22 protein-coding genes and 4 tRNA genes are annotated in these 24,512 nt (G+C 61.7%); 13 read left to right on the top strand and 13 right to left on the bottom strand.

The annotated features are described in order from the left end of the window. Positions 1–192: 192 nt before the first annotated feature. The 3 genes from ampE to E8F11_RS15545 form a co-directional block, all read right to left on the bottom strand. Entirely contained in the window at positions 193–1,029 is an 837-nt protein-coding gene (gene ampE / locus E8F11_RS15555) for a regulatory signaling modulator protein AmpE (RefSeq protein WP_280289729.1), read from the bottom strand. Positions 1,030–1,044: 15 nt separating this feature from the next. Continuing rightward, positions 1,045–1,593: a 1,6-anhydro-N-acetylmuramyl-L-alanine amidase AmpD gene (gene ampD / locus E8F11_RS15550; protein ID WP_280289728.1), complete on the bottom strand. Its 549-nt coding sequence runs from the start codon at positions 1,591–1,593 to the stop codon at positions 1,045–1,047. A gap of 242 nt (positions 1,594–1,835) precedes the next feature. After that, the gene (locus tag E8F11_RS15545; protein WP_280289727.1) at positions 1,836–4,118 is read right to left on the bottom strand and encodes a DUF1631 domain-containing protein; all 2,283 of its coding nucleotides are present in this window, start codon (positions 4,116–4,118) and stop codon (positions 1,836–1,838) included. A 321-nt stretch (positions 4,119–4,439) separates the two neighbouring features. Between E8F11_RS15545 and nadC the strand changes: the two genes are divergently transcribed. The 3 genes from nadC (at position 4,440) to E8F11_RS15530 (ending at position 8,430) form a co-directional block, all read left to right on the top strand. Continuing rightward, positions 4,440–5,288, top strand: coding sequence for a carboxylating nicotinate-nucleotide diphosphorylase (gene nadC / locus E8F11_RS15540; RefSeq protein ID WP_280289726.1), 849 nt, complete (start codon positions 4,440–4,442; stop codon positions 5,286–5,288). 1,532 nt (positions 5,289–6,820) lie between these two features. Continuing rightward, complete coding sequence (locus E8F11_RS15535; RefSeq protein ID WP_280289725.1) at positions 6,821–7,747, top strand: universal stress protein; 927 nt, start codon at positions 6,821–6,823, stop codon at positions 7,745–7,747. 455 nt (positions 7,748–8,202) lie between these two features. Continuing rightward, entirely contained in the window at positions 8,203–8,430 is a 228-nt protein-coding gene (locus E8F11_RS15530) for a hypothetical protein (RefSeq protein ID WP_280289724.1), read from the top strand. A gap of 87 nt (positions 8,431–8,517) precedes the next feature. Here the strand turns inward: E8F11_RS15530 and E8F11_RS15525 are convergent. The 3 genes from E8F11_RS15525 to E8F11_RS15515 all read right to left on the bottom strand — a co-directional run bounded on the left by E8F11_RS15525 (position 8,518) and on the right by E8F11_RS15515 (position 11,083). After that, a tRNA-Thr gene (locus E8F11_RS15525) sits at positions 8,518–8,593 on the bottom strand. Positions 8,594–8,799: 206 nt separating this feature from the next. Continuing rightward, positions 8,800–10,581: an O-antigen ligase family protein gene (locus tag E8F11_RS15520; protein WP_280289723.1), complete on the bottom strand. Its 1,782-nt coding sequence runs from the start codon at positions 10,579–10,581 to the stop codon at positions 8,800–8,802. Between the two features lie 88 nt (positions 10,582–10,669). Next, positions 10,670–11,083, bottom strand: a complete 414-nt coding sequence (locus tag E8F11_RS15515; protein ID WP_280289722.1) for a pilin — start codon at positions 11,081–11,083, stop codon at positions 10,670–10,672. Between the two features lie 272 nt (positions 11,084–11,355). Here E8F11_RS15515 and pilB point away from each other — a divergent pair, with 272 nt between their 5' ends. From pilB to yacG, 5 genes are read left to right on the top strand one after another with little or no spacing between them, the layout of a single operon-like run. Beyond that, positions 11,356–13,062 (top strand): type IV-A pilus assembly ATPase PilB, encoded by a 1,707-nt coding sequence (gene pilB / locus E8F11_RS15510; protein WP_280289721.1) that lies wholly within the window; start codon positions 11,356–11,358, stop codon positions 13,060–13,062. 2 nt (positions 13,063–13,064) lie between these two features. After that, entirely contained in the window at positions 13,065–14,282 is a 1,218-nt protein-coding gene (locus E8F11_RS15505) for a type II secretion system F family protein (protein WP_280289720.1), read from the top strand. A gap of 3 nt (positions 14,283–14,285) precedes the next feature. Continuing rightward, positions 14,286–15,158, top strand: a complete 873-nt coding sequence (locus tag E8F11_RS15500) for an A24 family peptidase (protein WP_280289719.1) — start codon at positions 14,286–14,288, stop codon at positions 15,156–15,158. Then, positions 15,155–15,766: a dephospho-CoA kinase gene (gene coaE / locus E8F11_RS15495; protein ID WP_280289718.1), complete on the top strand. Its 612-nt coding sequence runs from the start codon at positions 15,155–15,157 to the stop codon at positions 15,764–15,766. The genes E8F11_RS15500 and coaE overlap by 4 nt, the downstream gene beginning before the upstream one ends. Beyond that, entirely contained in the window at positions 15,763–15,963 is a 201-nt protein-coding gene (yacG, locus tag E8F11_RS15490; RefSeq protein WP_280289717.1) for a DNA gyrase inhibitor YacG, read from the top strand. The genes coaE and yacG overlap by 4 nt, the downstream gene beginning before the upstream one ends. 9 nt (positions 15,964–15,972) lie before the next feature. Here yacG and E8F11_RS15485 read toward each other — a convergent pair whose 3' ends face one another. From E8F11_RS15485 to E8F11_RS15470, 4 genes are all read right to left on the bottom strand, one after another. After that, positions 15,973–16,188, bottom strand: a complete 216-nt coding sequence (locus tag E8F11_RS15485; RefSeq protein ID WP_280289716.1) for a hypothetical protein — start codon at positions 16,186–16,188, stop codon at positions 15,973–15,975. 627 nt (positions 16,189–16,815) lie between these two features. Beyond that, positions 16,816–17,502 (bottom strand): energy-coupling factor ABC transporter permease, encoded by a 687-nt coding sequence (locus E8F11_RS15480; RefSeq protein ID WP_280289715.1) that lies wholly within the window; start codon positions 17,500–17,502, stop codon positions 16,816–16,818. After that, entirely contained in the window at positions 17,499–17,966 is a 468-nt protein-coding gene (locus E8F11_RS15475) for an FAD/FMN-containing dehydrogenase (protein WP_280289714.1), read from the bottom strand. Before E8F11_RS15475 ends, E8F11_RS15480 begins: the two co-directional genes overlap by 4 nt. Before the next feature lie 4 nt (positions 17,967–17,970). After that, the gene (locus E8F11_RS15470) at positions 17,971–18,393 is read right to left on the bottom strand and encodes a GNAT family N-acetyltransferase (protein WP_280289713.1); all 423 of its coding nucleotides are present in this window, start codon (positions 18,391–18,393) and stop codon (positions 17,971–17,973) included. Between the two features lie 136 nt (positions 18,394–18,529). Here E8F11_RS15470 and E8F11_RS15465 point away from each other — a divergent pair, with 136 nt between their 5' ends. The 3 genes from E8F11_RS15465 (at position 18,530) to E8F11_RS15455 (ending at position 20,782) form a co-directional block, all read left to right on the top strand. Beyond that, the gene (locus E8F11_RS15465; RefSeq protein ID WP_280289712.1) at positions 18,530–19,156 is read left to right on the top strand and encodes a DUF1780 domain-containing protein; all 627 of its coding nucleotides are present in this window, start codon (positions 18,530–18,532) and stop codon (positions 19,154–19,156) included. 93 nt (positions 19,157–19,249) lie between these two features. Then, the gene (locus tag E8F11_RS15460; protein WP_280289711.1) at positions 19,250–19,423 is read left to right on the top strand and encodes a DUF3094 family protein; all 174 of its coding nucleotides are present in this window, start codon (positions 19,250–19,252) and stop codon (positions 19,421–19,423) included. A gap of 60 nt (positions 19,424–19,483) precedes the next feature. Next, the gene (locus tag E8F11_RS15455; protein ID WP_280289710.1) at positions 19,484–20,782 is read left to right on the top strand and encodes an NAD(P)/FAD-dependent oxidoreductase; all 1,299 of its coding nucleotides are present in this window, start codon (positions 19,484–19,486) and stop codon (positions 20,780–20,782) included. Between the two features lie 174 nt (positions 20,783–20,956). On the opposite strand, the gene E8F11_RS15450 is transcribed toward E8F11_RS15455, so the two are convergent. The 3 genes from E8F11_RS15450 to E8F11_RS15440 form a co-directional block, all read right to left on the bottom strand. Next, a tRNA-Lys gene (locus E8F11_RS15450) sits at positions 20,957–21,032 on the bottom strand. 10 nt (positions 21,033–21,042) lie between these two features. Beyond that, positions 21,043–21,119: transfer RNA gene (locus tag E8F11_RS15445), tRNA-Pro, on the bottom strand. A gap of 9 nt (positions 21,120–21,128) precedes the next feature. Beyond that, a tRNA-Asn gene (locus E8F11_RS15440) sits at positions 21,129–21,204 on the bottom strand. Between the two features lie 205 nt (positions 21,205–21,409). On the opposite strand from E8F11_RS15440, the gene E8F11_RS15435 reads away from it, so the two are divergent. Both E8F11_RS15435 and E8F11_RS15430 read left to right on the top strand, forming a co-directional pair. Next, complete coding sequence (locus tag E8F11_RS15435) at positions 21,410–23,710, top strand: DUF1631 domain-containing protein (protein ID WP_280289709.1); 2,301 nt, start codon at positions 21,410–21,412, stop codon at positions 23,708–23,710. A gap of 18 nt (positions 23,711–23,728) precedes the next feature. Continuing rightward, a complete protein-coding gene (locus E8F11_RS15430; protein WP_280289708.1) occupies positions 23,729–24,070 on the top strand; it encodes a PilZ domain-containing protein in 342 nt (113 codons plus the stop codon). Positions 24,071–24,512: the final 442 nt, after the last annotated feature.

Genomic DNA, 24,512 nt, shown 5'->3' with positions numbered 1-24,512 from the left:
TTGGCCAGTGCGTTGCAGTATCCCCACACTGCTCGGCGGCCACTTGGTTCTGTCAGATATCCCTGTGATCCAAGTCAGCTATTTCGGGCGCGGTCATCTGTGTACCCGATATCGGCAGGAGTTTCTGTAACTAAAGGTTAAGCATGGCGGGTGCCGCCCGGCGGTAGTGCCAGGCGGACGAGGGGACAGGAATCAGAACAGCAGGGCCCATACGGCGAAACCGGCGTACCAGAGCACTGCAGCGCGGACCAGCAACTGCCAGAGGGCGTCCAGGGTCGCCACGCCGGCGTCGCCGCTGACCGGTTCCGGCAGCTCGGCGGCTGCGCGGCCGGCCAGCTCGATATAGCGTCGAGCCGGGATTTCCCAGCTCAGCAGCTCGTGCAACAGCACGCGGCTGACGCCGACGAAGTTGCCCACCAGGGAGAAGCTGGCAGCCAGCACCCGGACCGGTAGCCAGTCGAAGGCATGGCGAATCATCCCGGCCTGCTCACGCAGCGCCGGGATGCCGGCATTTTCCGAGGCCAGGGCGAGCAGGCGGTAGGCCAGGGCCGCTACCGGGCCGAGCAGCGCGTACCAGAAGATCACCGCGAAGAAGCCCTCGTAGGCCTGCCAAAGCTGGTAGCCCTGCACCTGTTGCAGCAGGTCGGCACCCTCGTCCGCCTCCAGGCCGAGGTCGCGCTCGGCGACGTGGTAGGCGCCCTGGGTATCGCCGCGACGCCAGGCATCGCGGAACGGGCCGAGGTCGGCCAGCACGTCGCCGCGACCGAGGCTGTAGATGATCACCAGCAGATGCACCGGCAGCGCCAGCCAGCCATAGGCCACCGGCTCGACCAGCAGCAGGAGCAGTGCCAGCCCCACCAGGGGCAGCAGCACCAGCCGCACCAGGATCAACCAGGGCCGGTCAGCCAGCTGTGGGTTGGCCTCGGCCTTGGCCAGTTCGCGCAGCCAGAATCCGTCCTGCTGGATATGCCGGCGCCAGGCAGAAAATTTCTCGATCCAGAGCACCAGCAACAGCACCAGAAAATACATGGGTCCCTCCTCTTCCTATGGCGCGAGGGCGGCCCGCAGGCGCGCCCAATCGAATGCAGGCCCCGGATCGGTCTTGCGTCCCGGGGCGATATCGCTATGACCGCAGATGCGCGCCGGCGTTATGGCCGGGTAGGCAAGCCGCAGCTGCTCCACCAATGCGATCAGCGCAGCATACTGGGGTTCCGTGAAAGCTTGATCATCGGTGCCTTCAAGTTCTATCCCCAAGGAGAAGTCATTGCAGTTCTCCCGCCCATCGAACAGCGAGACACCGGCGTGCCAGGCCCGCTCGTTGCAGGAGACGAATTGGGTGATGGCGCCATCGCGCTCGATCAGAAAATGCGCGGACACCTTGAGATCGCGGATACCGTCGAAGTAGGGATGCTCGTCGGGATTCAGGCAATTCTGAAAGAACTCCTGCACCTTCCCCGTGCCGAACTGCCCGGGCGGCAAACTGATGTTGTGAATCACCAGCAGGGAAATTTCTCCCTGCGGGCGACAGTTGAAGTTGGGCGAAGGGCAGTGGCTGATGCCCTGGCACCAACCGGATGCGGGGTCCAGCTGCATGTCGGCTCCTTGGTCTGCCGCCCACTTTAGGCGCAGTGGAGCCATTTTAGCGAGTGAAGACGTGAGGAGCGTCAGGGGCGCCATGCGCACCGGGCGGAACTCACTGCCACATTCCTGTGGGGGCGATTTCAATCGCTGAGCGAACCGCAGGTTCGCCCTTCGACCTCGAAAGGGGCAGCTTCGCCACCCTTAGCGAATGAATTCGCCCCCACAAAGGATGACTACAGCATCCGGAATCAGGCTCAAGCACCCTTGAGTCGCCGCAGGTTACCGATCACCGACTCCAGGGCACGGTCGAACAGCAGGGCGTCGTCCAGCAAACGGATCGCCTTGCGGCGGAACTCCACGGCCAGACCCATGCGGGTCTTCTCCAGCACTTTCATGCCGGTGCGGTTGACGAAGATGTACTTGCCGGTGGGCTTGATCAGCGCCGCCAGCTTGCAACGCAGCTTGTGTTCCTCGTCTTCCTGGAACTCGACCCAGCTGCCGACCCGCAGGCTGTCGACGAAGCCCAGGGCCTCGTCGTCATCGGCCAGGCTGACCTCGGGTTCCTGGACCTGGGACTCGCCCGGCACGGCCAGGACTATTTCCTCCAGCACCGCCACCATGGCCGGGGCGGACTCGCCCGCTTCGGTTGCGGCTTCGTCCGGCAAGTCGAGCAGCAGGGGCGCCGATTCCAGATTGTCGTCGGCGAGCACTTCCACCGGCTCCGGCTTGCGGAAACGCTGGAAGCCCTGGACGTGCAGGGCCTCCAGCTGGCTGAAGAATTCGCTGGTGGAGAAGGGATCGAACGCGGCGCTGGCCAGCCCTTCGCGCAGGGACTTGAGCAGCCCCGGCACCAGCTCCAGCAGCCGGGCGCGGGCTTCGGGGGCCTCGTGGGACTCCACGCTCCAGACCAGGTCGTCCATGGTCTGCAGGGCGGCCCGCCATTCGGCCGACTCCACGCCGTGCTTCAGGCAGCTGAGCAGCAGGACCTTGCTCCAGGCCTCCTGCAACAGGCGCACCACCACTTCCGGCAGGGTGCGGCCGAGCAGGCGCTGGTTGAGCGCTTCCTCGACCTGTTTACGCGCCAGTTCGGCCTTGGCGCGGCCTTCCTCGGCGTCGCGGGTGCGCTGTTCCAGCAATTCGCTGCGGCGCCGTTCATCGCCGGTGTAGGCGAGAAATTCCGCCAGCAGCTCGGAGAAGATTGCCGGGTCGTCGACGAAATCGTTCAGCAGGCGCTGCACCACCTGCTCGATGCGGTGGTAGAGGCTGTCGCGCTGGGCGTCGTCCTGTTCCACCCAGCCCAGGGCGGCGGAGGCGATCTCGTTGAGCAGGCGGCGCGCCGGATGGCTGCCGCGGCTGAAGAAGGTCTTGTCCAGCAGCGCGACCTTCAGCATGGGAATCTGCATGCGGCCGATCAGGGCCTTGAGCGAATCCGGCAGGGTGCGGTCGTCGAGGATGAACTCGAAAAGCATGGACACCAGGTTGATGACGTCATCGTCCACCTGGCCCACCACCCGCACTCGGCCACTTCGGGCGCTGGCGCGGGTCAGCAACTGGTCAAGGCTGATGCGCAGGTCGTAGTCATCGCTGTGCTGCTGCGGCAGGTGCTGTTGCAGATGCGAGAGCAGGCGTAGCAGGTCGATGCTGCTGACCGGCACGGCATCGGCCGGGTGATCCCGACGCGGCAGCGCGGTGCCGCGAACCTGGGAAAGCAGCTCCTGAAGCACACCGAAGACTTCCTGCATGCCCTCCTCGGCCGTCTGGCTGCCGCCAGCAGGAGAACCCGAGCCGGTCTGAGCGGAACGCCCTGCGCCGCTGGCGCGTTCCTGCTGGCGACGCGGCGCCGCCGAGCGCAGGTCCGGCAGCACGCCGGCAGCGACCAGCGACTGGTTGGCCTCGGCGTAGAACTGATCCAGCTCCGTGAGGACATACTTCTCGAACAATTTGAGGATGATCAGCTTGACCTTGATCTCCACGCCCAGGCTGCGGCAGGCGTCGAGGAAGGCCTCGCAGAGCATGCGCGGGCCCAGGGGGTTGGTCTTGTCTTCGATCTTCTTGCTGATGAGGGTGTTGAGGCGAATGGTCAGGTGGCTCAGGGGAACCGCGTCGCGGCTCATCACCTTGGCGACCATGGCATCCAGGGCCACGGTTTCCTCGAGTTCGTCGTTCTGCACCAGGGACAGGCTGTCGAAGGACACCGCGTCCAATTGCGGCGCCTTGCCGATCTCGTACTGATTAAGGGAAGAGAGTGACTCGAAGACGTTCTGCAGGAAGGTCCGCTCGATGCTCTTGCGCTTGAGCCGCAAATCGCGCATCGCCTCGAAGAAGGCATTCTGCTCGGCATTGCTGGTAGCGCGATCCGCCATCTCGAAGAGGGTGTCGTCGGCATTGTCGAACAGCACCTGAAGCGTCTGCTTCAGCTGCAATGCCACTTTGTCGCGCACCTGGATCAAGGCCACGGGCAGCCTTCCTACCGGTGAGGTTGGCGATTGCTGGGCGGCTCCCTTGTTCAGAGGCACCACCTTCGCGTCGTTCTGCATCACGAGCCTCCCGCAGGCCACGCCCTTCCGAAGGGTACATTGGGCCACACGTCGATCATGGGAAGTCATCCATAACGTCAACTATCTGGCGTCAAAAATAGAAAATTCCGATGTCATTATATGGATGATGCCGTGACAACCAAGCGAAGTTTTCCTACAGACATGACTCAAGTCACAGATGCAGGGAAACCAACCGAGAAGCGCACGACATGCGAGACGCACTCCAGAGGTCTAGCAGAAAGCGCCGGCCGGCGGTCATCGACACTGCGCCGGTCGTCGGCAGCCTTTATAATCGCCGCCATTCTGCCTGCGGAGCCCACCATGCCCAACCTCCTCCTCGCCGACCTCAACGCCGAAATCGAGGCCAATGTACGCGCCGCCCTCAGGGAAGACATCGGCAGCGGCGACATCACTGCCCAACTCATCCCCGAAGACCGCCAGGCCCGCGCCACCGTGATCACCCGCGAATCGGCCATCATCAGCGGCACCGCCTGGGTGGACGAAGTGTTCCGCCAGATCGACCCACGGGTAACGGTGGAGTGGCAGGTGCAGGACGGCCAGCGCGCCGAGCCGAACCAGGCACTCTTCCACCTCGAAGGCCCGGCCCGCGCCCTGCTCAGCGGCGAGCGCAGCGCGCTGAACTTCCTCCAGTGCCTGTCCGGCGTCGCCACGCGCGTCGGCCACTACGTCGAGCTGGTCAAAGGCACCCAGGTGAAACTGCTCGACACCCGCAAGACCCTGCCCGGCTTGCGCCTGGCGCAGAAGTACGCGGTGACCTGCGGCGGCGGCCACAACCACCGAATCGGCCTGTACGATGCCTTCCTGATCAAGGAAAACCATATCGCGGCCTCCGGCGGCATCGCCCAGGCCATCGAAGCCGCCCACCGCATCGCCCGCGGCAAGCCCGTCGAAGTGGAAGTGGAAAATCTGGAAGAACTGCAGCAGGCCCTGGACGCCGGTGCCGACATCATCATGCTCGACGAACTCAGCCTCGACGACATGCGCACCGCCGTCACCCTCACCAATGGCCGCGCCAAACTCGAAGCCTCCGGCGGCGTCAACGAGACCACCCTGCGCACCATCGCCGAAACCGGCGTCGACTACATCTCCATCGGCACCCTGACCAAGGACGTCAAGGCCATCGACCTGTCCATGCGCCTCAGCCTCTGAGCAAACCCCGGCCAACAAAAAGCCCCGCAATCGCGGGGCTTTTCGTTTGAACTGAGTAACGGGCCCGCCTGCTACGCCTCAAGCGACCTGGATGAAGCGCCGAAACCAGTCGGTCGGGTGCGCCATGCGCACCCGCAGCCGAGCATCGCGCAAGGGCCGATTCCACAAGCCGACTTTCCGGGATTACTTAGCGACTGAAGGCAGACGCCTTGTGGGGGCGATTTCAATCGCTGAGCAGGCCGCAGGTCTGCCCTACGGACCGTCCCGGGGCAACTTCGTCGCCCTTGGCGAATGAATTCGCCCCCACAGCGCCGGTAGGGTGCGCCATGCGCACCAGCCGTTGAACCCCGCGCAGTGACTGACTCCGCAATCCGGCTACCAGAGATTACTTAGCGGCTGAAGCAGTAACCCCTGTAGGGGCGATTTCAATCGCCAAGCAGACCGCAGGTCTGCCCCACGACCCTTCCCGCGGCAACTTCGTCGCCCTTGGCGAATGAACCCGCCCCCACATGCGCCGGTATGGGTGCGCCATGCGTACCAGCAGTTGCCCCCCGCGCAGTGGCTGACTTCGCAATCCGGCTACCAGAGATTACTTAGCGGCTGAAGCAGTAACCCTTGTAGGGGCGATTTCAGTCGCTGGGCAGGCCGCAGGTCTGCCCTACGGACCGTCCCGGGGCAACTTCGTCGCCCTTGGCGAATGAACCCGCCCCCACAGCGCCGGTAGGGTGCGCCATGCGCACCAGCAGCCGAGCATCGCGCAAGGGCCGATTCCACAAGCCGACTTTCCGGGATTACTTAGCGACTGAAGGCAGACCCCTTGTGGGGGCGATTTCAATCGCTGAGCAGGCCGCAGGTCTGCCCCACGACCCTTCCCGCGGCAACTTCGCCGCCCTTGGCGAATGAACCCGCCCCCACATGCGCACCAAGTGCCGCCCGCTCATTACCCATGAAAAGTCGAAATAAACCTGCCCTTGCTTCACCCCAAAATGACCTAACCCAGGCGACCAGTTGCCTCGCTGTGATTCCGATCAGCCACCATACTTCGCCGTGAGCGAGCAGGGCCTACTCACTCGTCCTTAATTGCTTCCCGCGAAGTCCCCATCACCCATCGATGATCGGGGCGTCTTGGCGTGCGCGCCGAGCCGCCAAGCATTCACGCGGACGCAATTCGAGGGAGTAGTCGCTTCGTCGGTGCCGGGCCGGATGTGCAGGGCATGGCACCGCTTTCTCGATGTAGATGTAGTGGAACAACAGCGCTTGCGCTGTGGAAGCTGCTTCCGCAGTTGCATGAATGACCAGAAGAAGTTCCGTGATCATCAACGCCGGATCGATGCAGGCAATTGACATCGGAGTGACTCGACGAATCCTGATTTCGGCTGTCGCGTGCAAGGTATCGGTGGATAGGCTTCCGACCGACGGACAGAGCGGCAAGGGCGGGCAACCGCTGCCCCCGTTGCGCTCACAGGGACACACCTGAGAAGAACTGTGCCTCCGTCCACCTGAAAACCGAACTCCCGCTCGGGAAGACAGCCATGCATACCATCCGTAACACCTTGGTGGTAGTGGATCCGCAGCAACCTGAAACCCTGGTCCTGAACCGGGCCAGAATGATCGCCAGTGCCACCCAGTCGCACCTGCATCTGCTGGCTTGCGACAAGCACCGCGACCATTCCTCTCACCTCCAGGACCTGGGAGGGACACTGGAAAAGGAGGGGTTCAGTGTCAGCGCCCAGCAGGCCTGGCACCACAGCGCACACCAGACCATCATCGCAGTACAGCAGGCGCAGGACTGCGGACTGGTGATCAAGCAACACCTGCCCGATAACCCCCTCGTGAAGTCGATCCTCACCCCGGAGGACTGGAAACTACTGCGCTATTGCCCCAGCCCGGTTCTGATCGTGAAAACCGCTGCACCATGGAGCAGTGGCACCATTCTCGCCGCCGTCGACGTGGGCAACAGTGATATCGAACACCGCGTCCTGCATGCCGGCATCGTCAGCCACGGGCACGACATTGCAAAGCTGGCCGGCAGCGCGCTGCACATGATGAGTGCCCACCCCTACCCCATGCTCTCGGCGCGGGACCCTGTATTCCAGCGCAAGGAGAGCATCCAGGATTTCTACCGCGAGCAATGCAGGACACTGCAAAAGGAGTTCGGCATTGACGACGACCGCCTGCATATCGAAGAAGGCGCGGCCGATATCCTTATTCCGCAAATGGCCCGCAAACTCAATGCCGCGCTGACGGTGATCGGCAACGTGGCCCGCACCGGGTTGACCGGCGCCCTGATTGGCAACACCGCCGAGATGGTGCTCGACGCACTGGAGAGCGATGTCCTGGTGCTCAAGCCGGACGACATCATCACCCACTTGGAGGAACTGGCAGCCCCGGCGCAAGGCGCCCAGGAGCAGGCCACGCTAACGTCCTGGCCCTACAACCACCATAACCATCGACTGTAGGTTCACCTGCCTGCGACTCGTTGGTCGTGGCCGTGTGCCGCTGTTGAGTCTCTGATACCCGCCTTGCCGAGCCTCGGGACGTTGCCATGCGCCCCGAGCAAGGCTATGGTGCGGCCGTCCTGGCAAATTTCAGGACCGGGTTTGGCGACCCGAATTACAAGTTGGCGCTCAGGCGCCCCAGACTATTGCAGGCGCTTTTTTGTGCCCGCAATGCTGTGTCATGGCGGCTGTGCGCGGGAGACCGAAAGGTCTGCCGGGAGCCAACTTGCCCGGTTCGCCAACCTGCGCACAGCTGTCACCTCTAATCGTTTGGCGACGATTTTTGACAGCTCCATTTCTCAAGTTGGAGCCGCACTCATGAACATTGGAAGTCCGTATTCGCAAACAGCAGTGGGCAAGCCCCGCACTTGGCCAACCGCTATCGCCCTGGATCAGAGAATTGTTGGAGGTGGGCCATGAACACCTTCGCCCGCATTGCCGACCACCAAGGCGACCGCATCCTGACCGCCAGCTACGCCCTCGGCACCATCGCCGACCTGCTGGGGTGCGATGGCCTCGAACACCACCTGAGCAACCGGGACCTGAACGGCCTGCACCACGCCATCAAGATCATCTCGGACCTGATGCAGTGCTCGGCAATGGACCTGTATGGCGTTGCCGACAAAATTGGCAGAAAGGACTGAGAGGTTAGTGGCCAAGCCACCACGCAGTAGCCGAGCACCAAAAAACAAAAAGCCCCGCAGAACCTGCGGGGCTTTTTGTTTGGATCATGGTGCCGGTGAAAGGAATCGAACCCTCGACCTTCTCATTACGAATGAGCTGCTCTACCGACTGAGCTACACCGGCGGCGGGACGTAAGCTAACACTCTACCCCGTTCGAATCAATCGACTGAAGGTAGCAAAAAACACGAAGTCGCGAAGTAATCGGACGTCAGTTCAGGCACTCCGATACAGCTGATAGAGCATTAGCCCTGGCCACTAGGCAGAAGCGACTTTTATTTTGCCACCGAACCACCTCAGAAACCATGAACCATTAACTCATATTCGTCACCCTACATTTTTGGCAACACAACAGAACTCATCTCCGGATACCGCTGAAGTGCAAGAATATTCCAGTCTTTAATCGCCGCATCACAAATCCCAGTAGGATTCAGATCGCATATGAGCCTCATAGCCCATGTCGATTCACTCCCCCTATCATTTAATGCACTAGCCTGCGCATATCGGAACAACCCCCCAATTGTTGGATAACGTAAAACGGCACGATGCATCCGCTCAAGTTCTTGCCGAGGCATATTCCGCTTTGGAACAGCATCAAGGCTGTTAAGAGATACCTGTAGGGAGTTGAGCATTACCGCTTCCGGAAATACATGAGCACCAGCACCGGATATGTGCGCCGCCAAGAGTCGACGCGCATTCAACTCCTGCTCGACCCCACGGTACTCACGAAAAACAATCGCCAGAAGCACACTCAGCAGCAATCCAGCAACAACCAACAGGTAACGCGGCAACACGGCAACAACTTTATCATTGCCAAGCACACTAGCAACGCCTACAAACAGGCCCATCGGCAATATAAAGAACAAATAAAGATGAGGCAACTCAAGCATTGCATGTATAAAGAAAATACCGATCACCACCAGAACAACTCTATGAAGTTCAGTTGCCGCACTAAAAACTTGCCGCACCAGCCACCAAAGAATAGCTACAACCAGCACCACACCTAGCAAAACCCCATTCCAGAGAAGCAAATCGAGAAATAGGTTGTGCGCATGCCCCATGATCTCCTTAATCCCAGAGTACTTGTCAGCCAATGAAACATGCACCAGTATCACCTGATTCCAACCATACCCCAGCAGCGGCTTGTCCAGAATCCCCTCAATTGCCATCGCCCAGAATATTGGCCGCACTCCAGCACTGAACACCGCTCTCCCCGAAGCCCCAAAAAGAATCTCGCTTACTATGGGCTTGAACCCCAAAAGCAGAACAAACCACCCCCCCAGCAATATCAGCAATATGACCTTCCGCCACAAGTGGCGAGACTGCGCCCAAATCAATGCCGCCCCGGCAAGAAACGCGATCTGGAGACAGCCAGTGCGCGACCCCGTCAGAACGATTCCCAGCAGAAGAAAAGCAATGCCTAAACTAGCAGCACCAACGCCAATGTAGCGCCGACTGGATGCCCACCAAAACCCGGCACATCCCCATGCCAGAAGCGTGGAAAGATTATTCGGCTGCCCAATATGCGCTACAGCACGCCCACCGCCTACCGCCCCCGAAGGAACTAAAACCCCCAACCCCTCAAGAGCAAACCATTGATACAGGGCAAGTCCGGTCGACAACATCGACGCAATAATCAAGCTGAAAAATAGATAATCGACGACCTTGAAAGGCTGTATAGACTGACTTCGCTGCCCCAAGGATATCGCAATCGCAAAAGCCAGAATGTACGCAATAGACAAGACAGCTTCGCTAGAAAACAGCAGAATACCAAATACCGATTGATAAATCGGGATAAAGGAGACACAGGAAACAAAAAGCACCTGCCGCGTTATCAACCAGGGTTGAGCCGAGGTCCAAAAACACCACCCCACCCATGGAAGCACCACCACCACCATCAGAAACTCATTATAAAATGTAGTCCAGGGATCGGAATGTGTGGATACCAACCAGGGAAGTGACGCCAGCAAAACACAAACAAGCCATCCAACACCGCTTTGTTTCGAGTCCTTCCTATACTCATATTTTTCAGCCCCCCCCCCAACCTCTGAGACCTGATTCAAAATAAAACCATCTTTCCGCTTCGAACGAAGCCCCCCCTGAAAATAACTCATGAACAATTGAATCCACACATTAAACACCCCAAAAAAAAGAGGCGACCATTAGGCCGCCCCTTTTACCCCCACCAGTCACGCCGCCTTATCAACGGCACTCTTGCGGAACAAATTTGTCTGCAATAGCTGTGGCACAAACCCAAGTCAACTGACCGTTACCAGCATCAGTAGGAGTCAGGGTAATCGTTCCAGTAGCGTTCGGAACAGTGGAGGTTACTGTTACCACACCAGTGGCAGCAGTAACAGTAATGCCGGAAACATACTTCGTAGCCCCTGGGAAAGTATAACCAGAGTTTGCAGCAGTAAGAGATGCCAACCCCCCGAGCGAAGAGCTAGTTTCAGCAACTGCCAACTTGGCCGGAGCTGCCATTACAAGAACCTCGCTAATCTTGGCGCGAGTAGTGTAGTCCTGGTAAGCGGGTAGTGCTACAGCAGCCAAAATACCGATGATGGCAACCACGATCATCAATTCAATCAGAGTAAAGCCTTTCTGAGCTTTCATGTATTCATCCTCAAATGTGATAGGCCAAACGACCTACCACCTACCAAGCAAAGCGCACGCCAACTATCGATGCACTGAGAAAAAACTGCTGCCGCTGGCCAGAACGGCAACGGTATGTCGTAATTTTTGATGGCCTTCGAGGCCACAGGCGTCGTTCATGGAGTCCGAACCCTGCCAGAATGTGCCATATTTTGTCAGGTTGGCCGAGTCAGTTTGGTGGACGGACTCGACTAGGTTATAAGACTGAGTCAAACAATCGACCGACGCTCGCCATGACAGAGACTGCCCCTACCCTTTCAGGCTTGGCCAAACAACTCGTCTTGACCAATCTACTGGATGAAAGAAGTGCCCTGCAGGCCCATACCCAGGCTCAGCGCAACAAGATTCCGCTGATCACCTACCTGGTGCAGAACAAGCTGCTGAGGAGCCGGGATCTGGCGGAGATGGCGGCGGAGCAGTTCGGGGTGGCCTTCCTTGACCTGAGCTGCATCGACAAGGAAGCCCAGCCCAGGGAATTGGTCAGCGAAAAGCTGATCCGCCAACACCGGGCGCTGCCCCTTTGGCGTCGTGGCAACAAGCTGTTCGTAGGCATTTCCGACCCGACCAACCACCAGGCCGTAACCGATATTCAGTTCAGCACCGGGCTGAATACCGAGGCCATCCTGGTCGAGGATGACAAGCTGGGCGATGCCATCGAGAAATTCTTCGAAAGCGCTAATAGCGCCATGGAAGACCTAGGTGACGTCGACCTGGATGGCATCGATGTCGAGGCGGTCGATGATGACAAGAAAGACAGCCCCGGAGGCGTAGATGCCGACGATGCCCCGGTGGTGCGTTTCGTCAACAAGATGCTGCTGGACGCAATTCGCGGCGGCTCCTCCGACTTGCACTTCGAACCCTACGAACGCTCTTACCGCGTGCGCTTCCGAACCGACGGCATGCTGCATGAAGTGGCCAAGCCGCCGATTCAGTTGGCCAGCCGGATCGCCGCTCGCCTTAAGGTGATGGCCGCCCTGGATATTTCCGAACGGCGCAAGCCCCAGGATGGCCGGATCAAGATGAAGATCTCCAAGGCCAAGTCCATCGACTTCCGCGTCAATACCCTACCCACCCTCTGGGGCGAGAAGATCGTGATGCGGATTCTCGACCCCACCAGCGCACAGATGGGGATCGATGCCCTGGGCTATGAAGAGCATCAGAAAGAGCTATACATGACGGCCCTGAAGCAGCCGCAAGGCATGATTCTGGTAACTGGCCCCACCGGCTCGGGCAAGACGGTTTCCCTCTACACCGGCATCAATATCCTCAATACTGTGGATATCAATATTTCCACGGCCGAGGACCCGGTGGAGATCAACCTGGAAGGGGTCAACCAGGTCAACGTCAATCCCAAGCAGGGCCTGGATTTCGCCCAGGCCCTGCGCTCATTTCTGCGCCAGGACCCGGATGTGATCATGGTCGGCGAGATCCGCGACCTGGAAACCGCCGAGATTGCCATCAAGGCGGCACAGACCGGCCATATGGTGCTTTCCACCCTGCACACCAACAGCGCAGCCGAAACCCTGACTCGCCTGCGCAATATGGGCGTGCCTGCCTTCAACATCGCCACCTCGGTCAACCTGATCATCGCCCAGCGCCTGGCACGTAAATTGTGTAGCCACTGCAAGAAGGAACTGGACGTCCCGCGAGAAACGCTGGTCAAGGAGGGCTTCCCGGAGGCCAGGATCGGCAGCTTCAAGCTCTTCGGTCCGGTCGGCTGCGACAATTGCAACCAGGGTTACAAGGGCCGAGTGGGTATTTATGAAGTGGTTAAAATCACGCCGGCCATGCAGCAGCTTATTATGGAGGAAGGCAACTCCATCCAGATCGCCCAGCAGGCGCGCCGCGATGGCTTCAATGACCTGCGAACCTCGGGCCTGGTGAAAGCCATGAATGGCATTACCAGCCTTGAGGAAGTCAACCGCGTGACCAAGGATTAACCATGGCGGAAAAAGCGCTTAAAACCAGTACCTTCGCCTGGGAGGGTACCGACAAGAAAGGCTCCAAGGTTAAAGGCGAAATCAACGGGCATAACCCGGCGCTGGTCAAGGCCCACCTTCGCAAGCAGGGCATAAGCCCTACCAAGGTGCGCAAGAAGTCCACTTCCCTGCTCAGCGCGGGGAAGAAGATCAAGCCCATGGACATCGCCCTGTTTACCCGCCAAATGGCCACCATGATGAAGGCCGGCGTGCCGCTGATGCAGTCCTTCGACATTATTGGCGAAGGTTTCGACAAGCCGGCCATGCGCACCCTGGTCAATGAGGTCAAGCAGGAAGTGTCAGCAGGTAACAGTCTGGCCAACTCTCTGCGCAAGAAGCCCGACTATTTCGATGAGCTCTATTGCAACCTGGTGGATTCCGGCGAACAGGCCGGTGCACTGGAAACCCTGCTGGACCGTATCGCCACCTACAAGGAAAAGACTGAGGCGTTGAAGGCCAAGATCAAGAAGGCCATGAACTATCCCATTGCGGTGATAGTGGTGGCCATCATTGTGTCCGCCATTCTGCTGATCAAGGTGGTGCCGCAGTTCCAGTCGGTATTTGCCAACTTTGGCGCCGAACTCCCAGGCTTTACCCTGATGGTAATCGGCCTATCCGAGGCCCTCCAGAAGTGGTGGTTTATCATCCTGGCGGGATTCTTTGTCCTGGGCTTTGTGCTGCAACAGGCGCACAAAAAGTCAGAGAAGTTTCGTGACTGGACAGACCGCACTGTACTGAAGTTACCCATAGTGGGCGACATTCTCTACAAGTCTGCCGTTGCGCGCTTTGCCCGCACCCTCGCGACCACCTTCGCCGCCGGCGTTCCGCTGGTCGATGCCCTGGACTCGGTAGCCGGTGCCAGCGGCAATGTGGTGTTCAAGAATGCGGTGAACAAGGTCAAGCAGGATGTCTCCACCGGCATGCAACTGAACTTCTCCATGCGCACCACTGGCGTCTTCCCTGCGATGGCAGTGCAGATGACCGCCATCGGCGAAGAGTCCGGCGCGCTGGATGACATGCTCGACAAGGTCGCCAGCTTCTATGAAGCCGAAGTGGACAACGCCGTGGACGGCCTCACCGCCCTGATGGAACCCATGATCATGGCGGTCCTCGGCGTCCTGGTCGGCGGCCTGATCATTGCCATGTACCTCCCCATCTTCCAACTCGGCAACGTCGTCTAAACCATGCAGTTGATCGACTTTCTGGCCAGCCATGCGCTGGCCTTTGTTTTGTGCGTCCTGCTGCTCGGCCTGCTGATCGGCAGCTTCCTCAACGTGGTGATTTATCGCCTGCCAAAAATGATGTTCCACGACTGGCAGGAGCAAGCGCGGGAAGCGTTGAGCCTGCCGGCCGAACCCAAGGGCGCGGTGTTCAACCTGGTATTGCCGAACTCACGCTGCCCACACTGCAGTCATGAAATCCGCGCCTGGGAGAATATCCCGGTCGTCAGCTACCTGGCGCTGGGCGGCAAATGCTCGGCGTGCAAGGCGCCGATCAGCAAGCGCTACCCGCTGGTGGAACTGGCCTGCGGCCTGCTCTCGGCCTATGTGGCCTGGCATTTTGGCTTCGGCTGGCAGGCCGGCGCCTTTCTGCTGCTGACCTGGGGCCTGCTGGCGATGAGCATGATCGATGTCGACCACCAGTTGCTGCCCGATGCGCTGGTGCTGCCGCTTCTCTGGCTGGGCCTGATCCTCAATAGCCAGGGCCTGTTCACCAGCCTCGATCACGCGCTCTGGGGGGCGGTGGCCGGCTATATGAGCCTGTGGTCGGTGTATTGGTTGTTCAAGCTGGTGACCGGCAAGGAAGGCATGGGCCAAGGCGACTTCAAGTTGCTGGCCATGCTTGGCGCCTGGGGTGGCTGGCAGGTGCTGCCGCTGACCATCCTGCTGTCGTCCCTGGTGGGCGCCGTGCTGGGGGTGATCATGCTGCGCCTGCGCAACCAGGACAGCGCCACGCCTATCCCCTTTGGTCCCTACCTCGCCATTGCCGGCTGGATTGCGCTGCTCTGGGGTGATCAAATAACGGCGACCTATCTGCAGTTCGCCGGTTTCAAATGAATAAACCCTGGATTCTTGGACTTACGGGCGGCATCGGCAGCGGCAAGAGCGCCGTTGCTGCCCACTTCAGCGAGCTTGGTGTGCATCTGGTGGATGCCGACCAGGCCGCGCGCTGGGTGGTGGAGCCCGGCCGCCCTGCCCTGGCGAAGATCGCCGAGCATTTTGGCAGTGAAGTCCTGCAGGCTGACGGCCAGTTGGACCGTGCGGCGCTGCGCCAACGCATCTTCGATAACGCGGACGAGCGCCGCTGGCTGGAGAGCCTGCTGCATCCCCTGATCGGCCAGGAGATCAGCCAGTACCTGGCACGGGCCGAATCCCCTTACGCCATCCTGGTGTCGCCCCTGCTGATAGAATCCGGCCAGTACCGCCTGACCCAGCGCGTGCTGCTGGTGGACGCGCCGGAGGCCGTGCAGATCCAGCGCACCATGCAGCGGGACAATGTGCCCGAGGAGCAGGTCCAAGCCATATTGAAGGTACAGGCCAGCCGTGAGCATCGCCTCAAGCATGCCCACGACGTGCTGCTCAACGACCGCGACCTTGGCTGGTTGCGGAGCGAAGTGGAGCGCCTGCACAACTTCTACCTGACCCTGCGAGGAGGCCAGCCATGAGTCAACCCGTCACTGTGGAGTGCCCCACCTGCGGCGCTCCGGTGGAATGGGGCTCGCAAAGCCCCTCCCGCCCCTTCTGCTCCGAACGTTGCAAGCTGATCGACCTGGGCGCCTGGGCCGCCGAGGAACATGCGATCCCTGGCGACAATATGGAAGACGAGATCTTCTCCGGCAGCCTGCCGCCTCGCGAGCATTGATCCCCGAGCTCAGGGACGCATGAAACCGTAGTCCTGGTCCGGATCGAGATTATTCGCCAGGTAGATCAGCTCCTGGGCCAGATCCTCCGCGGAGCGCAGTCTCGTACTGCGCTCGACCACCGCGCTCAGCAGGGCGCGCAGGGCCAGTTCTTCGGCCTGCCCGTTCTGTTTCGCGTCGATCAGCTCCCGCTCCAGAGCTGCCCTTGCCCATTCATGTATGCCCATCGACTTGTCCTTTGGATACGTACGAGGCGGATATCGTGCTTCACGATCCGACGCCCATGGTGGATCGGTGAAGCGTGATCCACCCTACAAGGGGTGATGACCTACGTAGGGTGAAAATCCGCGTGGCGGATTTCCACCGTTACGCGTGATCCCGCGCTACTTGGCGGACCTTGGGCACCTTACCGCCCACAGCCTGCCGACCATTGACCCAGATCATGGGCAAACACGGCATGGAACCGATGAGTAAAGATCCACGTTCGTAAAACGTGGACTTGCTTTGGCCCCCTGGTAGAGGGGCCGCAACTCCTGCACTTGCCCCACCGTAGGGTGCGCCATGCGCACCGATTGCGGAGTCGGCCCCTGCGCGGCGCTCAACCGCCGGTGCGCACGGCGCACCCTACCGGCCGGCTACGTCGCTCGATCCGAACCACTTGAGTCGTAACAGGTGCGCCATGCGCACCGATTACCGAATCGGCCCCTGCCCGACGCTCAACCGCTGGTGCGCACAGCGCACCCTACCGGCCGGCTACGTCGCTCGATCCGAACCACTTGAGTCGTCACAGGCCGAGCCGGTTACTCATGACCATGCCCTGAGGACATGCTTTCCCAGGCTCAAATAAAGCGCCGTCAACGGGACTCGTCGTCCTTCCAGGGCGCCTGGAGGTAACGGGTGCGGTTGAAGGTCTCCAGCCAATCCGGGCAGAACACCACCAGGGCGGTCACGGCGGTGCCGTTGATGAAGGCCTCGGGGAACATCACCAGCCACAGGTAGCCGATGAAATCATCCAGCCAGGGCGGCATGGGGAAGACGCCATCGACCCACAGCAGCCCCAGGCCGATGAGGACGCACAGCAGCGCGGTCAATGCCGCTGGAAAGAAGCCGCAGCAGAAGATGTACACGAACAGGTTGCGCGGCTGGTAATACTCCACCCACTTGGCGCAAAGCTCGGTGACCAGCACCGGCAGCAGCACCAGCAAGGCGCCGTTGATGCCGAGGGCCAGGAGGTCCTGCTTGCCCAGGGCAAGCAGGCCGAGTTGCGCCACCAGGCCGCTCAGCACCGCCAGGGGCCAGTCCAGCAGCAAGGTCACGGCCGTCATGCCGATGAAGTGGTAGGACAGCCCCGATTCGAAGTCGCGCCGCATCAGCCAGAGCAGGAAGAGCGCCAGCACGGTGCCGAACAGCAGGTGCTGGCGGCGGAAATCGCTGAACAGCTCGACCCAGGGCGCGCGCCAGGCGGCCCAGGCCAAGACGGGCAGATAGAGCGCCCAACCCAGGCCCAGGGATTCTGCGGAGAGGAGTTCAGCAGCGATCACGGCGCAAGGGACTCCAGGGCGGCGCGCAATGCCGCGGCATCGCCGAACTCCCGCTGCTCGAGGAGCCGGCCCTGCTCCAGGCGCAACCACAGCACGCGCGACTCATCGCCCGGATAGCGGCTGACGACGCGGGACTCCCGGTCCAGCAGGACGCGGTAGTTGTAGTCGCGCATGGCGGGAACGGCGAAGAGCGAGGACACCAGCGTCGGCATGCGACTGATATCGGCCACGAACACCGCATGGCGGGCCTCCAGGTAGCCCTTGGGCTGGCCTGCCAGCGCCGCGTTCACCAGCTTGCCGCCCTCCATGCTGCGGGCCACCAGCAATACCTGCAGCCCATCATCCAGGCTGTAGGGTTGCTCGTACTGGTCCAGCAGCGTCCAGGGCGCCAGGCGTTCACCGGTTTCCAGCGCCTGGCTCAAGGTGGCCAGCAGGCTCAATATCAGCCCAAGGCAGATCCGCATCGATTCAGTCTCCAGTGGTCGAGTAGACCCGAATATCCTCACGCTCCGACCAGCCCCGCTGCATCTGCCAGAAAGCCAGAGCCTCCGGCGCATCCTCGAGGACGAAGACGTGGGACTTGCGTATGCCCAGCTGGGCCAGGCGGCGCAGCGCCTCCTGCAGTAGCGCCCGGGCCCAGCCCTTGCCACGGAAGGGCTGGGCAACGATCAGATGCTGCAGGTAGCCGCGGCGTCCGTCATGCCCCACCAGCAGGCAGCCGGCCACCCGCCCGGCGTCGTCCTCGAGCAACAGGCAGAGATCGGGATTGCGCTGCAGGTAAGCGCAGAAGGGTTCCAGTTCGTCTTCCGCACGCAGACGGATACCCGGCGTGCGACGCCAGAGATCGAACAGGGGGGCATGATCGGCTGGAGTGATGGGTCGAATGCGCATGGCGGGCTCCGGGCAGGGCACTTGAAGTTTACACCGCCAAACGGCACGTCAACCTGCGCGCATTTGTCGCGACGGGCTCTCCGCTGGCGTTCCAGGGGGTACCCAGAGCCCGGGCCATAAGGCTAAGCTGCGGAACATGAACGAGTCCGACTACCTGCGCCTGCTGACGCGGCAGGCCGAGCAAGCCAACGACTTCCTGTCGAATGCGCGCCGGTGGGAGCGCGAGCGCTGGGTCTGCCAGCGACTGCTGCAGGCGCTCAACCTGCCCTATCGGCTGGAGGATTTCAGCACCGGCCAGGAGCCGCCGGATGTGCTGTTCCGCGAAGCCAACTTCGAGGTGTTCTTCGTCCTCGACGAAGGCCGCCGTCTCAACGAGGAATGGCGCGCCGAGCTGGAGCGACGCCGCCGCGCCTTCTCTCTTGCGCAGCTGGTGCGTCGCGAAAGCCGCCCAAAACGCATTCCCACCGCTGAACTCCAGGCGCGCCTGGGACCGACCCTGCGCAAGAAGGCAAGCAACTACGGGGAACGCGGTCTCGACCTGGGCGAACTCGATCTGATCGCCTTCGTCAACCTCAAGCGCGCCACCCCGGACTTCAACAGCCCTTTTCCACCGCCCACCGAATACCTGCGCCAGGGCTGGCGCTCGCTGTCGTTGGTGGGGCCGAACTTCGCCCGCGTGCTGTTCGCCCATGCGGACGCGCCCGACTTCCTGCGCAGCAACCTGGGCCGCACCATCATGTTCGATGTGGGGATGGGCCTCTGACGGCGGCCAGGCGCGCGCAAATAACACCGGCTGCGCGTTGGCCCGTGTGAATTCGCCAGCTAGAATGCCCGTCAATCCAAAGTCGAGGCTCCCATGCCCAGCCGCCTGACTCCCGAAGACCAGCAGAAGGTCGACCAGTACCTGAACCTCCCGCAGCACCAGGTCGAACGCCAGCCGTTCCGCCCGTGGCGCCTGCTGTGGATGACGCTGGCCGTGGTCATCGCCCTGGGCATACTCAGCCGCCTCCTGAGCCGACTGGTGCTATGAGCTGCCTCCTGCGCTCGCCCTCGGCGACAAAGAATTCCTATAGCCTTGTGAGAACATCCCATGTCCCATCGCATCGTGATCGTCGGCGGCGGCGCCGGCGGCCTGGAGCTCGCTACCCGTCTGGGTAGAACTCTTGGCAAGAAAGGCCAGGCCAAGATCGTCCTGGCCGACGCCAACCTCACCCATATCTGGAAACCCTTGCTGCATGAAGTGGCGGCCGGCTCGCTGAACTCCACGGAGAACGAGCTGAACTACGTCGCCCAGGCGAAGTGGAACCACTTCGAGTTCCAGCTCGGCCGCATGAGCGGGCTGGACCGCAAGCGCAAGGTCATCCAGCTGGCCGCCACCCATGACGAGGATGGGCGCGAACTCGTGCCCGCACGCGAGCTGGCCTACGACAGCCTGGTCCTGGCGGTCGGCAGCACCACCAACGACTTCGGTACCGAAGGCGCGGCCCAACACTGCATCTTCCTCGACACCCGCGAGCAGGCCGAGCGCTTCCACCGCCAGCTGCTCAGCCACTACCTGCGCGCCCACGCCCAGCAGGAGGCCAACGACCAGATCAGCGTCGCCATAGTCGGCGCCGGCGCAACCGGCGTCGAACTGGCAGCCGAGCTGCACCACGCCGCCCATGAACTGGCCGCCTACGGACTGGACAGCATCCGGCCGGAGAACATGCGCATCACCCTGATCGAGGCTGGCCCCCGCGTGCTGCCGGCCCTGCCGGAGCGCATCAGCACCCCGGTACACCGCACCCTGGAGCAGCTCGGCGTCACCGTGATGACCGGCGCCGCCGTGCAGGAAGTCACCGCGGATGGCCTGAAAACCGCCCAGGGCGAGAACATTTCCGCCAGCCTCAAGGTCTGGGCCGCCGGCATTCGCGCTCCGGCCTTCCTCAAGGACCTGGATGGCCTGGAAAGCAACCGCATCAACCAGTTGGTGGTGCGTCCGACCCTGCAGACCACCCGCGACGACGACATCTTCGCCTTCGGCGACTGCGCCGCCTGCCCGCTCGGAGATGGCAGCGAGCGCAACGTGCCGCCGCGAGCACAAGCCGCTCACCAACAGGCTTCGCTGCTGGTCAAATCGTTCAAGCTGCGCCTGCAGGGCCAGCCCCTGCCCGACTACCAGTACAAGGACTACGGCTCGCTGATCTCGCTGTCGAGCTTCAGCGCGGTGGGCAACCTGATGGGGAACCTGATGGGCAGCGTGAAACTGGAGGGCTGGCTGGCGCGGATGTTCTACATCTCCCTCTACCGCATGCACCAGATGGCGCTCTACGGCGGTTTCCGCACCTTCCTGCTGATGCTCAGCGACCGCATCGGCCGCAGCACGGACCCGCGCCTGAAGCTGCACTGAGGCGCGCCCGAACCATTCCTTGCAGGAGCGGGCTTGCTCGCGAACAGCACCGCACGGGGCCATTCGCGAGCAAGCTCGCTCCTACACCGACACCTTTGAATTTTTTCGGGACAAACAAAAAAGCGGTAAGGCTTTCGCCTTACCGCTTCTTCGGACCTCCCGAGAGGTCTTGTATGGTGGGTCGTGTAGGATTCGAACCTACGACCAATTGGTTAAAAGCCAACTGCTCTACCGACTGAGCTAACGACCCAAATGTGATGTGGTCGGGGTAGAGAGATTCGAACTCCCGACATCCTGCTCCCAAAGCAGGCGCGCTACCGGACTGCGCTATACCCCGTCTGGAAGTTGGCTCCGCGACCTGGACTCGAACCAGGGACCCAATGATTAACAGTCATTTGCTCTACCGACTGAGCTATCGCGGAACTTCGATCTTCCAACCCTTCTGCGCCTTGCTCATTTGCTTTAGCGCTTCAGAGGCGCGCCATTTTACGGTTCCAGAACCGCCTGTCAACCCCTAAAAAAACGAATTCTGCCAATGATTTGCACATAGCCGTCCGAGTGCTATACCTGAGCCGTGGCGAGATCGTTACAGGTCGTGGTCGCGGCCTGTCTCCCAACAGGACGGCTATGAGCAATCAGGATCGACCCCCACCCCCTCCCGGCCCCGTGACGACCCTGGCCAACCGCGGCATACAACCGCGCTTCGGTGATTTGGTGCAGAGCTGTCGCAAGCTGGTGATGAACCGGCTGGCCGAGCATCTCACCGGCGTCTTCGCCCAGGTCGACGACACCCTCTTCGAATGCGCCGAGAAAGCCGAGAACAACCAGGTACAAACCCTCTTCTTCGATAGCATGCGGGACATCCGCAAGCAGCGCCCGCAGATAGAACGCACGTATCACCAGCACATCGCCAAGTGCTTCGAGGATTTCCTCAGCGGCAAGCTGAAGCCTGAACTCAAGGCCAGCGAGCTGGACGCCAACCATCTCCAATTGATCGAGAACGAGGAATACGAGGAAAACCTGCTGGTCACTAACATGGTCAGCCGGGTCAAGGCACGCTGCGCACAGTCCCTGTTCGCCCTCGACCAACGCCTGGCGGTACTCAACGGCGGGCGCAAGCTGGGCGACGACGACAACCCCGTCGGCCCCCAGGCGGTGGCCCTGGCCTTCCGCGAAGCGCTGCAGCCCTGCCCTTTCCCGCTGCGGATCAAGACCATCCTCTACATGCTCTTCGACCAGCATGTGATGCATGGGCTGGACAATATCTATGACGCGCTCAACCAGCGGCTGATCGAGGCCGGTGTCCTGCCCAACCTGAAATACAGCGTGCAGCGTTCCACCAGCGTGCCGCATCCACAGTCCAACGCGCCGGGGCAAGCCAGCACGCCACAGCAGCCACAGCCGGCGACTGGCGTTCCCCCCACTGCGCCGCCGAACCTTGCCGGTGCGCCGCCCAGCGATCCCGGGCAACTGTTCAGCGGCCTGGCCGCCCTGCTCGGCGAGCGCCGCCAGCACCACGGCGACGCGCCGCTGCCGGGCGGTACGCCGAGTATTTCCAGCTTCGCCCCGCGCGGCGCCACCCGCACCTACAGCGCCGCCGAACTCCTTGAAGCCCTGAACCGGCTGCAGCAGCAGTCCGCCCAGGACCTCGCCAGCAAGCTGCGCCAGCCGCAGCGGGTCGAAGGCCTGAAGGCGGACCTGCAACAACAGCTTGAGAGCCACAGCAGCCTGCCCGGCCAACAGAAGCTGTCCGACTACGAAGCCGACGTGATCGACCTGGTGGGCATGCTCTTCGACTTCATCCTCGACGACGACAACCTCGCCGACATCTACAAGACCGCCCTCTCCCACCTGCACACGCCCTACCTGAAGGTCGCCCTGCAGGACAAGGCACTGTTCACCCAGCACCACCACCCGGCCCGCCGCCTGCTCAACAGCATGGCCCAGGCCGGCGTCCTCTATGCCGACGAAGGCGGGGAGCGCGGCCTGCTGGCGAAGATGCACTGGGTGGTGGAGCGCATCGTCCATGGCTTCAGCGGCGACCTGCTGCTGTTCGACAGTCTGCTGGACGAGTTCAACGAGTACGTCGGCACCCTGCGGCACAAGGCGGAGCTGCGCGAACAACGCGCAGTGGAGGCCGCCAAGGGCCGCGACAAGCTGCTTGGCGCCCGCCAGCAGGCCGTGGACGCCATCGCCCGGGTCCTGGTGGACCGCGATCTGCCGGGGATCATCCAGCACTTCCTCGAACTCACCTGGACCGACGTGCTGGTCTTCGTCCTGCTCCGCCATGGCGACCGCAGCAGTGAATGGCAGCGCTCGGTGGAAGTAGCCGAACAGCTGGCCTGGAGCGGCACGCCACAGGACGGCCAGGGTCGTGCGCGCCTGCAACAATTGCGCATCCCCATGCTGGAAGACCTGCGCAAGGGCCTGGAGCTGCTGGGCGGCTACCACGAGGACGGCATCCGTCGCCTGCTCCAGGACCTGGTGGCCTGCCAACACGCCGTACAGTCGCAGCAGCCGCAGCTCGCCGCGCGCATCGACAGCCCGCTGCCGCAGAGCAAACTCGGCGAGATGCTCGGCGCCGATGCCGAACTGGCCAGCACCCCACGGCCGGCCAGCCTTTCCAGTCGCGCCCAGGCACTGATCAAGGAACTCGCCCAGCTGGAATTCGGCACCTGGTTCGAATTCATCGACGGCCCGGACACCCGGGCCCTCAAGCTGTCCTGGTACAGCCCGACCACCCGTAACTACATGTTCGTCGACCACAGCGGCCAGCGCGTGGCGATCATGCCCATCACCCAGCTGGCCCTGGACATGGAGCAAGGACTGGCAAGACTGGTCCCGCCGGAACGCAGTGCCCCCCTGGTCGATCGCGCCCTTGGCGCCATCTACCGGGTCCTGCAGCGCTTTACCGGACGCACCACCTGAGCCCGCCGAGGAGCCGCCATGGATGAACGTCGCCAGCAGAATCGCCACGCCACAGGGCTGCAGATGGAAGTATTCGATCTGCATTCGGAGCAGCGCCTGGGCCGCATCGTCGACTTGTCGATGGACGGTTTCATGCTGTTCAGCGAAATGCCACTGGTCGCCGATTCGGTGTGGGAATGCCGGCTGGTGCCGCTGACCTGGGTCGACGGCATAGAAGAGGTCCGGCTGGGCGCCGATTGCCTCTGGACTCGAGCTGGCGAAGACGAGCGGAACTGCTGGGCGGGCTTCCATATCATCGACCTGGCCGACGACCAGGCAGCCCTGCTGGAAACCCTGCTGGAGTTCGTCCGCGCGCCGTAGGGCAATGAAATGGATCACGCTTCACAGATCCACCATCGACACCGGCCAATGTGGGGGCGATTTCAATCGCTGAGCAGGCCGAAGGGCTGCCCCTCGATGCTTTCGGGGGCAGCTTCGCTGCCCTTAGCGAATTCATTGGCTATGTCTACGTTAGCTGTTGCAGAACGGCATAGAAGCGTCTAGCACGGACCTTTCAGACCTGCGCACCGGCCTGACACATCCCTCTCCCCCGCCCCTCTCCCAGAGGGCGAGGGGTGACTCGCGCCTGACAGGGCGCAGCAATCCTGATGCCTGGTTATTGCCTGAACCTGTGCAGAAGAGGTGGGGCAGCGACTCTGCCCCGTCAGGAGGCCGAGCGGAAGCGTTGCGCAGGGGGACAAGCGGCATGGATGCCGCGAGAGGCGTGCGGGGCCAGGGATGGCCCCTCACGCCGGGCCCCCGG

Source organism: Pseudomonas sp. BN417, assembly GCF_029871205.1.
Taxonomy (GTDB): Bacteria; Pseudomonadota; Gammaproteobacteria; order Pseudomonadales; family Pseudomonadaceae; genus Metapseudomonas.
This window is presented reverse-complemented; position numbering and strand designations above follow the sequence as displayed.

What these genes read in the sequence shown, in the direction of transcription:
- ampE (WP_280289729.1), bottom strand. Translation starts at nt 1,029, where the DNA reads ATGTATTTTCTGGTGCTGTTGCTGGTGCTCTGGATCGAGAAATTTTCT.
- ampD (WP_280289728.1), bottom strand. Translation starts at nt 1,593, where the DNA reads ATGCAGCTGGACCCCGCATCCGGTTGGTGCCAGGGCATCAGCCACTGC.
- E8F11_RS15545 (WP_280289727.1), bottom strand. Translation starts at nt 4,118, where the DNA reads ATGCAGAACGACGCGAAGGTGGTGCCTCTGAACAAGGGAGCCGCCCAG.
- nadC (WP_280289726.1), top strand. Translation starts at nt 4,440, where the DNA reads ATGCCCAACCTCCTCCTCGCCGACCTCAACGCCGAAATCGAGGCCAAT.
- E8F11_RS15535 (WP_280289725.1), top strand. Translation starts at nt 6,821, where the DNA reads ATGCATACCATCCGTAACACCTTGGTGGTAGTGGATCCGCAGCAACCT.
- E8F11_RS15530 (WP_280289724.1), top strand. Translation starts at nt 8,203, where the DNA reads ATGAACACCTTCGCCCGCATTGCCGACCACCAAGGCGACCGCATCCTG.
- E8F11_RS15520 (WP_280289723.1), bottom strand. Translation starts at nt 10,581, where the DNA reads ATGAGTTATTTTCAGGGGGGGCTTCGTTCGAAGCGGAAAGATGGTTTT.
- E8F11_RS15515 (WP_280289722.1), bottom strand. Translation starts at nt 11,083, where the DNA reads ATGAAAGCTCAGAAAGGCTTTACTCTGATTGAATTGATGATCGTGGTT.
- pilB (WP_280289721.1), top strand. Translation starts at nt 11,356, where the DNA reads ATGACAGAGACTGCCCCTACCCTTTCAGGCTTGGCCAAACAACTCGTC.
- E8F11_RS15505 (WP_280289720.1), top strand. Translation starts at nt 13,065, where the DNA reads ATGGCGGAAAAAGCGCTTAAAACCAGTACCTTCGCCTGGGAGGGTACC.
- E8F11_RS15500 (WP_280289719.1), top strand. Translation starts at nt 14,286, where the DNA reads ATGCAGTTGATCGACTTTCTGGCCAGCCATGCGCTGGCCTTTGTTTTG.
- coaE (WP_280289718.1), top strand. Translation starts at nt 15,155, where the DNA reads ATGAATAAACCCTGGATTCTTGGACTTACGGGCGGCATCGGCAGCGGC.
- yacG (WP_280289717.1), top strand. Translation starts at nt 15,763, where the DNA reads ATGAGTCAACCCGTCACTGTGGAGTGCCCCACCTGCGGCGCTCCGGTG.
- E8F11_RS15485 (WP_280289716.1), bottom strand. Translation starts at nt 16,188, where the DNA reads ATGGGCATACATGAATGGGCAAGGGCAGCTCTGGAGCGGGAGCTGATC.
- E8F11_RS15475 (WP_280289714.1), bottom strand. Translation starts at nt 17,966, where the DNA reads ATGCGGATCTGCCTTGGGCTGATATTGAGCCTGCTGGCCACCTTGAGC.
- E8F11_RS15470 (WP_280289713.1), bottom strand. Translation starts at nt 18,393, where the DNA reads ATGCGCATTCGACCCATCACTCCAGCCGATCATGCCCCCCTGTTCGAT.
- E8F11_RS15465 (WP_280289712.1), top strand. Translation starts at nt 18,530, where the DNA reads ATGAACGAGTCCGACTACCTGCGCCTGCTGACGCGGCAGGCCGAGCAA.
- E8F11_RS15460 (WP_280289711.1), top strand. Translation starts at nt 19,250, where the DNA reads ATGCCCAGCCGCCTGACTCCCGAAGACCAGCAGAAGGTCGACCAGTAC.
- E8F11_RS15455 (WP_280289710.1), top strand. Translation starts at nt 19,484, where the DNA reads ATGTCCCATCGCATCGTGATCGTCGGCGGCGGCGCCGGCGGCCTGGAG.
- E8F11_RS15435 (WP_280289709.1), top strand. Translation starts at nt 21,410, where the DNA reads ATGAGCAATCAGGATCGACCCCCACCCCCTCCCGGCCCCGTGACGACC.
- E8F11_RS15430 (WP_280289708.1), top strand. Translation starts at nt 23,729, where the DNA reads ATGGATGAACGTCGCCAGCAGAATCGCCACGCCACAGGGCTGCAGATG.